At 70.1% G+C, this 2,211-nt stretch carries 5 protein-coding genes; 4 read left to right on the forward strand and 1 reads right to left on the reverse strand.

What is annotated here, in order from left to right:
• Nucleotides 1–52: 52 nt before the first annotated feature.
• Nucleotides 53–523 carry a DNA starvation/stationary phase protection protein gene (locus ABZ646_RS45445; protein WP_360533329.1) on the reverse strand — a complete coding sequence of 157 codons (471 nt, stop codon included), beginning with the start codon at nt 521–523 and terminating at the stop codon, nt 53–55.
• 152 nt (nt 524–675) lie between these two features.
• Between ABZ646_RS45445 and ABZ646_RS45450 the strand changes: the two genes are divergently transcribed.
• The 4 genes from ABZ646_RS45450 (at nt 676) to ykgO (ending at nt 2,166) form a co-directional block, all read left to right on the forward strand.
• A complete protein-coding gene (locus ABZ646_RS45450; protein WP_360533332.1) occupies nt 676–1,449 on the forward strand; it encodes a sulfite exporter TauE/SafE family protein in 774 nt (257 codons plus the stop codon).
• 116 nt (nt 1,450–1,565) lie between these two features.
• Nucleotides 1,566–1,730 (forward strand): 50S ribosomal protein L33, encoded by a 165-nt coding sequence (gene rpmG / locus ABZ646_RS45455; RefSeq protein WP_046728127.1) that lies wholly within the window; start codon nt 1,566–1,568, stop codon nt 1,728–1,730.
• Nucleotides 1,731–1,764: 34 nt separating this feature from the next.
• Complete coding sequence (locus tag ABZ646_RS45460) at nt 1,765–2,025, forward strand: type B 50S ribosomal protein L31 (protein WP_360533335.1); 261 nt, start codon at nt 1,765–1,767, stop codon at nt 2,023–2,025.
• Nucleotides 2,026–2,043: 18 nt separating this feature from the next.
• A complete protein-coding gene (ykgO, locus tag ABZ646_RS45465; protein WP_360533338.1) occupies nt 2,044–2,166 on the forward strand; it encodes a type B 50S ribosomal protein L36 in 123 nt (40 codons plus the stop codon).
• Nucleotides 2,167–2,211: the final 45 nt, after the last annotated feature.

A 2,211-nucleotide genomic window follows, 5' to 3' on the forward strand; every position in this document is an offset into this window, starting at 1 on the left:
GCACGTCGGACCGGTTCGAGGGAGGGGGAGGGTCTGTCGGGCCGTCCGGCGCTCAGCTGTTCTCGGCCGCGAACATCCAGCGCTGCTTCTCCAGGTCGGCGGTGATGGTGATCAGCAGATCCTGGGTGACCGGGTCGGGTTCGTCGGTCGCGGCGATCCGCTCGCGCAGCCGTCCGATCGCCGACTCCAGCGTTCGCACCATCAGCTCCACGACCTCGTCGTCCCGCAGCCAGCCATCCTTCGCACCGGGCAGCGCGAAGGCCGCCGCGATGGTCTCCGGACGGCCGTCCGGCGGCACGCCCAGGGCGGCGGCACGTTCCGCGACCGTGTCCGAGTAGGCGCGTGCGGAGGCGACCACCTCGTCCAGCTGGAGGTGGATCGAACGGAAGCGCGGACCCACGATGTTCCAGTGGGCCTGCTTCCCGACCAGCGACAGCCCCAGCAGATCCACCAGCGTCTCCTGCAGAGCCGTCCCGGTGACCTGAAGTGCCCCGTCGGGCAGCGTGCTCTTCACGACGGTCATGGCGCGCGTCTTCCTTTCGTTCTGAGCGGCTCGTTCTGAGCGGTCGTGAGACCCCGGGTGCCCTCGCCGACCAGGCGCAAACGCCCACCGGGGCCGATCGGCGAGACGGTACTTACCGCGGTGGCTTGTCCGGACATAACATCGGTCTCCGCATGAACACGATGACGCTCTGGCACATATCCGGCTGGGGGTTCGCCGCCCTGGCACTCGCCGCACTTCTCGTCGGCTTCTCCAAGACCGCCGTCAGCGGCGCCAACACCGTCAGCCTCGCCGTCTTCGCCGCGGTCCTGCCGGCCCGCGCCTCCACCGGCGTCCTGCTCCCGCTGCTCATCGCGGGCGACCTACTGGCCGTCGCCACCTACCGGAGGCACGCCCACTGGCCGACGCTGTGGCGGCTGTTCCCGGCGGTGGCGGTGGGAGTGGTGGTCGGCACCCTGTTCCTGGTGTGGGCCGGCGACGGGGTCGTCCGGACCTCGATCGGTGCGATCCTGCTGCTGATGGCCGGGGTCACGCTGTGGCGGCGGCGCACCGCCGACCGGCCGGACGACCCGGACGAGGTCACCACCCGGGCGGGCCGGGCGAAGGCCGGTTCGTACGGTGTCCTCGGCGGCTTCACCACGATGGTCGCCAACGCGGGCGGCCCGGTGATGTCGATGTACCTGCTGTCGGCCGGCTTCCGCAAACTCGGCTTCCTCGGTACGTCGGCGTTCTTCTTCCTGATCGTGAACGTCTCCAAGGTCCCCTTCAGCGCCGGGCTCGGCCTGATCGACGGCAACTCGCTGCTGCTCGACGCGGCGCTCGTGGCGTTCGTCGTCCCCGGCGCGTTCCTCGGGAAGTGGGCCGTGAACCGGATCAACCAGCGGCTGTTCGAGCAGCTCGTCATCGCGGCGACGATCGTGGGCGGCCTGCAACTGCTGCTGCGCTAGCCGGCCCCGCGACCTGGGACGCACCCCGGGAATGCGACGGCGGGGGGCGTTGTTGGACCGGTCGTGATTGACATGCTCGGATCACGAACTCCGGGCGTGGAGAAAGGGAGGACCTCATGGCACGCAGCACCGCGCGTCCCGTCGTCAGGCTGAAGTCGACGGCCGGGACCGGCGTCACCTACGTGACCCGCAAGAACCGCCGGAACGACCCCGACCGGCTGGTCCTGCGCAAGTACGACCCGGTGGCCGGCGCCCACGTGGACTTCCGCGAAGAGCGTTGACGCGAAACACCCCACCGCCCCTGGAAGGAACCCCATGAAGTCCCGCATCCATCCCGACTCCCGGTTCGTGGTCTTCCGCGACCGCGCCGCGGACACCGCGTTCCTCACCCGCTCCACCGCCGACTCGTCCCGGACGATCGAGTGGGAGGACGGCAACACCTACCCGCTGATCGACGTCGAGGTCTCGTCGGCGTCGCACCCCTTCTACACCGGCCGGACACGGGTCCTGGACAGCGCCGGCCGGGTGGAGCGCTTCGAGCGCCGCTACGGCCGCACCGCCACCGCCCGCGGCTGACCCGAGGAGGACAGAGACATGAAGGTGCGCAACTCCTTGCGTGCACTGAAGGCCAGGCCCGGCGCCCAGGTGGTCCGCCGACGCGGCGTGGTCTACGTGATCAACAAGAAGGACCCCCGTTCCAAGGCCCGCCAGGGCTGAGGACGGACCGGTCCCCCGACTGGCTGGACGTAGGTCATCGCGGTG

This window comes from Streptomyces sp. NPDC007162 (assembly GCF_040634175.1).
Taxonomy (GTDB): Bacteria; Actinomycetota; Actinomycetes; order Streptomycetales; family Streptomycetaceae; genus Streptomyces.